Annotated in this window: 5 protein-coding genes and 1 pseudogene; 5 read left to right on the forward strand and 1 reads right to left on the reverse strand. The window is 71.5% G+C overall.

All coding sequences use genetic code 11. The annotated features are described in order from the left end of the window. The first annotated feature begins 218 nt into the window (after positions 1-218). A complete protein-coding gene (locus ACOV8S_RS25230) occupies positions 219-1,034 on the forward strand; it encodes an RNA polymerase sigma factor SigF (RefSeq protein WP_448320864.1) in 816 nt (271 codons plus the stop codon). A gap of 243 nt (positions 1,035-1,277) precedes the next feature. Beyond that, entirely contained in the window at positions 1,278-2,165 is an 888-nt protein-coding gene (locus ACOV8S_RS25235) for an RNA polymerase sigma factor SigF (protein ID WP_108956324.1), read from the forward strand. A 120-nt stretch (positions 2,166-2,285) separates the two neighbouring features. Here the strand turns inward: ACOV8S_RS25235 and ACOV8S_RS25240 are convergent, their stop codons facing one another. Continuing rightward, a complete protein-coding gene (locus ACOV8S_RS25240) occupies positions 2,286-2,483 on the reverse strand; it encodes a hypothetical protein (RefSeq protein WP_382560968.1) in 198 nt (65 codons plus the stop codon). Positions 2,484-2,907: 424 nt separating this feature from the next. On the opposite strand from ACOV8S_RS25240, the pseudogene ACOV8S_RS25245 reads away from it, so the two are divergent. From ACOV8S_RS25245 to ACOV8S_RS25255, 3 genes and pseudogenes are all read left to right on the forward strand, one after another. Continuing rightward, positions 2,908-3,376 (forward strand): annotated as a pseudogene (locus tag ACOV8S_RS25245) (MarR family winged helix-turn-helix transcriptional regulator). Between the two features lie 14 nt (positions 3,377-3,390). Continuing rightward, a complete protein-coding gene (locus ACOV8S_RS25250) occupies positions 3,391-5,898 on the forward strand; it encodes an MFS transporter (protein WP_448320520.1) in 2,508 nt (835 codons plus the stop codon). 157 nt (positions 5,899-6,055) lie between these two features. Next, the gene (locus tag ACOV8S_RS25255) at positions 6,056-6,877 is read left to right on the forward strand and encodes a YceI family protein (RefSeq protein ID WP_448320521.1); all 822 of its coding nucleotides are present in this window, start codon (positions 6,056-6,058) and stop codon (positions 6,875-6,877) included. Positions 6,878-6,941: the final 64 nt, after the last annotated feature.

A 6,941-nucleotide genomic window follows, 5' to 3' on the forward strand; every position in this document is an offset into this window, starting at 1 on the left:
CCCAGGAACCCGCCCCACACGCCGAGAGCACCGACCGCTCCGCGACCGTGGAGTGCCTGGAGCGCGCCGACCGCCCCACCGAGCACGTCACCGACCGCCCCACCGACCGCGTGACCGACCAGCCCGCCGACCGCGCCGCCGACCGCGTGGCCGAGCAGCCCGCCGACCGCACGGCCGAGCGCGTGACCGACCAGCCCGCCGACCGCACGGCCGAGCACGTGGCCGAGCAGCCCGCCGGCGGACCCGCGCGTACCGAGCGCCCCCGCGGCACCCGGGGCGCGGACACCAGGGCGCTCACGCAGGTCCTCTTCGGGCAGCTCAAGCAGCTCCAGCCGGGCACTCCCGAGCACGACCGGGTCCGCGGCGCCCTGATCGAGGCCAACCTCCCCCTGGTCCGCTACGCCGCCGCCCGTTTCCGCAGCCGCAACGAGCCGATGGAGGACGTCGTCCAGGTCGGCACCATCGGACTGATCAATGCGATCGACCGGTTCGACCCGGACCGCGGCGTGCAGTTCCCCACCTTCGCGATGCCCACGGTGGTCGGCGAGATCAAGCGGTACTTCCGCGACAACGTCCGCACCGTGCACGTCCCGCGCCGCCTGCACGAGCTGTGGGTGCAGGTGAACGCCGCCACCGAGGACCTCACCACCGCCTTCGGCCGCTCCCCGACCACCTCCGAGATCGCCGAACGGCTGCGGATCTCCGAGGAGGAGGTCCTCACCTGCATCGAGGCCGGCCGTTCCTACCACGCGACCTCGCTGGAGGCGGCCCAGGAGGGCGACGGCATGCCCGGCCTGCTGGACCGGCTCGGCTACGAGGACCCCGCGCTGGACGGCGTCGAGCACCGCGACCTGGTCCGCCACCTGCTGGTCCAGCTCCCCGAGCGGGAGCAGCGCATCCTGCTGCTGCGCTACTACAACAACCTCACGCAGTCGCAGATCAGCGCGGAACTGGGCGTCTCCCAGATGCACGTGTCGCGGTTGCTGGCCCGATCCTTCCAACGGCTGAGGTCCGCAAACAGGATCGAGGCATAATCCCCAGGAGGGATTCGACGGTGCGCCCCCCTGTGCCCCGTTGAGCCGTGACGTGTCGTCATACGGCCTCTGTGCTGCGCCTATTCGCCGGTCACATGTCGACAAGTCACTACAGCGCGTTGCCGACTTGTGACATTCTTCGGGAAGCGTGTTTGCCGGGACCCAGGCTCCGGTATTCAGGTGAGGGCTGCGCTCCCCGACGGAGCGCCGGCCGCGACCGTCCGCGACCCAAAAGGGGGTGGCATGTCCGCAGACCAGGGCAGCTCGAAGGTGCTCACGCTCACGAAGAGCGCGTCCGCGCCCGACGCGCTCGACAATGTCCCGGGCCTCGACGAGGCGCCGGTCCCGGCGCCCGCCGCCGCCCCGGCCGTCATCGACACCCGCACGCTGTCCCGCTCCCTTTTCCTGCGGCTCGCCTCGCTCGACGAGAACAGCCCGGAGCGCGCCTACGTCCGGGACACCCTGATCGAGCTCAACCTCCCCCTCGTGCGCTACGCCGCGGCCCGCTTCCGCAGCCGCAACGAGCCGATGGAGGACATCGTCCAGGTCGGCACCATCGGGCTGATCAAGGCGATCGACCGGTTCGACTGCGAGCGCGGCGTGGAGTTCCCGACCTTCGCGATGCCGACGGTCGTGGGCGAGATCAAGCGCTTCTTCCGTGACACCTCCTGGTCGGTGCGCGTCCCGCGCCGCCTGCAGGAGCTGCGCCTGGCGCTCACCAAGGCCGGCGACGAGCTCTCCCAGAAGCTGGACCGCTCGCCCACCGTCTCCGAGCTCGCCGCGGTCCTGGGCGTCTCCGAGGAGGACGTGGTCGACGGACTCGCGGTGGGCAACGCCTACACCGCCTCCTCGCTGGACTCCCCGGCCCCTGAGGACGACGGCGGCGAGGGGTCGCTGGCCGACCGCCTCGGCTACGAGGACACCGCGCTGGAGGGCGTCGAGTACCGGGAGTCGCTGAAGCCGCTGCTGGCCAAGCTGCCCCCGCGTGAGCGCCGGATCATCACGCTGCGCTTCTTCGCCAACATGACCCAGTCGCAGATCGGCGAGGAGGTCGGCATCTCCCAGATGCACGTCTCCCGGCTGCTGACCCGCACCCTGGCCCAGCTGCGCGAGGGCCTCATCGCGGACTGACCCGCCCACTCGCGGGACAGCCGCAGAACGACGGACGCCGGGCCGCCGGAACCATCGGGTTCCGGCGGCCCGGCGTCGTCCGTCCGCGCTCCGGGCAGGACCCGGGGCGCGTCGTGCGTGTCAGGCGAGCGCCAGCCACGCCACCGCGGCGACGACCGCCACGACGGCGACGATGCCGATGATCACGCCGATCCGGGGTCCCGCGGAAGCCGCCTGCTGCTGCTGACGCGCCTGCGGCGCCTCGTCGACGAACGCGCGGAACATCTGGGTGCTGCCGGCCGGGTCGTAATTGCCCTGGGGGCCCTGGGTGTTAGCCATGGCCAGGACCCTAGCGAATGGCGGGTGCCCGGCCCAAGTGCGGGCCGGAACCCGTGCCGAACCTGCCCGGAACCGCCCCGGAGCCTTCCCGGCGCGTTCCCTGCGCTTCCCCGCGGCACCCGCACAGCCTCCACGTGACGCCGCCGCCGCGCCCGCCCGACGCCCGCCCGACGCCCGCACAGCACCTGCCCGGCGCCCGCCGAGCGCCTACGCAGCGCTTCGGGAAAGCCTCCCTCCCCTTCCCCGGAACCCTCCCGGACCGGCCGTCCGGGCCCTGACCTGCACTCTTACCCAACCTTCACTTTCGCCAATACTTGCCTTTGCCAAGTTTTGATGTAGGCCACACCGTTTTCATTTGCCTACTGCAACCAACCTTCTTACGGTTGGTATACGCAACGATCGACGCGCGGCCCAGGGAGGCTCGATAGCCAGGCAGGCGCAGTTCGAGGAGCTGCTGCGGCAGCTCAGCGCCGTCGGCGCCGTCAAGCGGGAACTGGGCCGGCAGCTGCCGGCCGACTGCCCGCCCCCTGATCCTCCTGGAGCGTCACGGGGACATGCGCCTGAGCCGGCTCGCGGAGCTGCTCGCGGTGGACATCTCCGTGTGCAGCCGGCACGTCTCGCACGTCGCCGACCTGGGCTGGGTGGAACGACTGCCCGACCCGGACGACAAGCGCTCCCGCCTCCTGCGCCTCAGCGACGCGGGCCGGGACCGGTTGGCGGAGCTCTCGCAGCGCTCGACCGCGTTGCTCTCCGAACGGCTCGGGGACTGGAGCGACGAGGACGTCGCCCGCCTCACCGAGCTGATGACGCGCTTCCGGCAGAGCTTCGGCGACTGCCGTCGGAACACCACGGCCGTGCACCAGCACGACCGTTCAGCACAGACCACCCAGTAGACAAAGGGAAACGTATGGCAACCACCACACCAGCTGGTGTGCGGGCCAACACCGAGCTCGGGGGAGGGACCTCCGGCGGCGTCCAGATGACGCACCGGCAGATCTTGGAGGCCCTGTCGGGCCTCATGCTCGGCATGTTCGTGGCGATGATCTCGTCCACGATCGTGAGCAACGCGATGCCGCGGATCATCGCGGACCTGGGCGGCGGGCAGTCGGCCTACACCTGGGTGATCACGGCCTCACTGCTGTCGATGACGGCGTCCACCCCGCTGTGGGGCAAGCTCGCCGACCTCTTCAGCAAGAAGCTCCTGATCCAGATAGCCCTGATCATCTTCGTCGTGGCGTCCGCGGGTGCGGGCTTCTCGCAGAACCCCGAGACGCTGATCGTCTTCCGTGTCTTCCAGGGCATCGGCGGTGGCGGTCTGTCCGCCCTGTCCCAGGTCATCCTGGCCTCGATCATCGCTCCGCGTGAACGCGGCAAATACGCCGGTTACCTCGGCGCGGTGTTCGCTGTCGCAACCGTGGGTGGTCCGCTCCTGGGCGGCGTCATCACCGACACCGAGTCGCTGGGCTGGCGCTGGTGCTTCTACGTGGGCATCCCGTTCGCCGTGGTCGCCCTGATCGTGCTGCAGAAGACGCTGCGCATCCCGGTGGTCAAGCGGAAGGTCAAGGTCGACTGGCTGGGCGCCACCCTGGTGACCGCCGCGACCTGCCTGCTCCTGCTCTGGGTCACCTTCGCCGGTGACAAGTACGAGTGGAACTCCTGGCAGACCTACGCGATGGTCGGCGGCTCGATCGCCCTCGCGCTGCTCTTCGTCCTCGTCGAGTCCAAGGTCTCCGAGCCGATCATCCCGCTGCGGATGTTCCGCAACCGCACCGTCGCGCTCGCCTCGCTCGCGTCGCTCTTCGTGGGCATCGGCATGTTCGCCGGCACCATCTTCTTCGCCCAGTACTTCCAGCTGGCGCGGGGCGAGTCGCCGACCATGTCCGGCGTGCTGACCATCCCGATGATCGGTGGCCTGTTCGTCTCCTCCACCGTCTCCGGCAACCTCATCACCCGTACCGGCAAGTGGAAGGTCTGGCTGGTCTCCGGCGGCTTTCTGCTCGCCGCGGGTCTCGGCCTGCTGGGCACCATCCGCTACGACACCCCGTACTGGCACGTCGCGATCTTCATGGCCGTGATGGGCGTCGGCGTCGGCATGATGATGCAGAACCTGCTGCTCGCCGCGCAGAACCAGGTCGCCCCCAGCGACCTCGGCGCGGCCAGCTCGGTGGCGAACTTCTTCCGCTCGCTGGGCGGCACGGTGGGCGTCTCCGCCTTCGGCGCCGTCCTGGGCAACCGGATCACCGACTACGTCAAGCACGGCGTCGCCGACCTGCCCCCGAAGTACGCCAAGGCGATGGGCTCGGCGTCCGCGAGCGACTCCATCCCGGACCTCTCCTCGCTGCCCGGCCCGGTCCGTGAGCTCATGGAGAGCGCCTACGGCCACGGCATCGCCGACATCTTCCTGCTCGCCGCCCCGATCGCCCTGGTCGCGTTCTTCCTGACGCTCTTCATCAAGGAAGTTCCGCTGAAGCGTCACTCCGCGCTCGACGAGACCGCCGGCGCGACCCTGGCCGACGGGGCCGCCGATGGCGCCGATGGCGCCGATGGCGCCGACGAGGTCCCGGCCACGGCCGGCCCGAAGCACGCCGCCCCGTCCGCCGGTGCCGTCGCCGCCGCCACCGCCACCGCGGTGGCCGCCACGGCCACGGTGGAGCGCACCGGCCTCCCGGTGCACGGCCACGTCCGCAACGGCGAGGGCGCCCCGCTGCCGCACGCCGCGGTCACGCTGATCTCGCTGGAGGGGCGCCAGCTCGGCCGGGCCATCGCCCAGGCCGACGGCGCCTACGCGGTGGACGTCCCCGGCGTCGGCTCGTACGTGCTGATCGCCTCGGCCGACGGCTTCCAGCCGCAGGCCTCCACGGTCACCGTGAACGGCGAGCCGCTGGCGTACGACATCCTGCTGAGCGGCACCAGCGGTCTGACCGGCGTCGTCCGCGCGGCGGCCACCGGTGAGCCGGTGGTGGGCGCCATGGTGATCGTGACCGACGTGCGGGGCGACCTGATCGCCACCGGCGCCACCGACGAGGCGGGCGAGTTCGCCTTCACCGCGGTCGTCCCCGGCGACGTCACCGTCGCGGTCAACGCCGCCGGCTTCCGGCCCAGCGCCCTGCCGGTCCAGGTGGCCACCACCGGGGTCACCCGGGTGGAGGCCGTGCTGGAGGCGGGCTCGCAGCTCAGGGGCGTCGTGCGCTCGCCGTACGGCCCGCTGGCGGACGCCCGGGTCACGCTCCTGGACGCGGCCGGCAACGTGGTCTCCACCGCCACCACCGGTGAGGACGGCGTGTACGCCTTCGCCGACCTGGACAGCGGCGACTACACGGTGATCGCCACGGGCTACCCGCCGGTGGCCACCACCCTGGCCGTCCGGCAGGACGTCGAGGACCACGTCGTCGAGCTCTCCCACCCGGGCGAGTAGGCGATCGCGGCCGGTGGCAGGGCTTCCCGAGGGAGCCCTGCCACCGGCCGGTCCTTTTCCCACCACCGGCAGCCCTCTGCCTGCTGCCCGTACTTCGCCGCAGACGTTCTCTGCCTCTTCACGGCCAATTTGTAAGCCTTTTTAGGGAGATAAAGGGATGGCTTTGACCGCACGAGTCCGGACTCGGGACGGATGGGCCGTGTCGCACGCGGTCGTCACGCTGACCGACGCCTACGGCGTCCAGGCCCTGCGCGCCGAGGCCGACGCCGAGGGCGTGGTGCGGGACGCCTCCGCCCTGACGCCGGGCGCCTACACGGTGATCGTCACCGCCGTCGGCTACGCCCCCGTGGCCGCCAGCGCCCTCGTCACCGCCACCGGGCACGCCGAGGTCGGCACCGTCACCCTGGCCCGGCAGGGCGGGGAGGAGCTTCCGCCGCCCGGCCCCTGGACCGTCGACCCGGTGCACTCCACGGTCGGCGCGGTCGCCCAGCACCTGGGCATCTCCAGCGTGCGCGGCCGGTTCACCGAGTTCGCCGGCACCGTGGAGATCGCCGCCGACGACGTCGTCCACTCGCGGGTGGACGCCGTGATCGCCGCCGCCTCGATCGACACCGGCAACCGCATGCGCGACGAGCACCTGCGCTCCGAGGACTTCCTCTTCGTCGACAAGTACCCGGAGATCACCTACCGGTCGCACGGCCTGACCCCGTCCGGCACCGACCGCTGGACCGTGCACGGGGAGCTCACCATGCGCGGGCTGGTCCGCCCGGTCGACCTGAGCCTCAGCTACCTCGGTACCGGCGCCGACCCGTGGGGCGGCACCCGTGCCGCCTTCCGGGCCACCGCGGAGCTGCGGCGCGAGGACTTCGCGATGAACTACAACCAGATCGTCCAGGCCGGCATCGCCGCCATCGGCACCACGCTGCGGGTGGAACTGGACGTCCAGGCGGTGCGGGGCACCGAGCTGCCGGCCGCCTGACGGGCGCGCGCCGGCCCGCCGCTGGGACCGGCGGGCCGCGGCACCTCCGGCCCGTCCGGCCCCC

The organism is Streptomyces sp. CO7 (assembly GCF_053474865.1).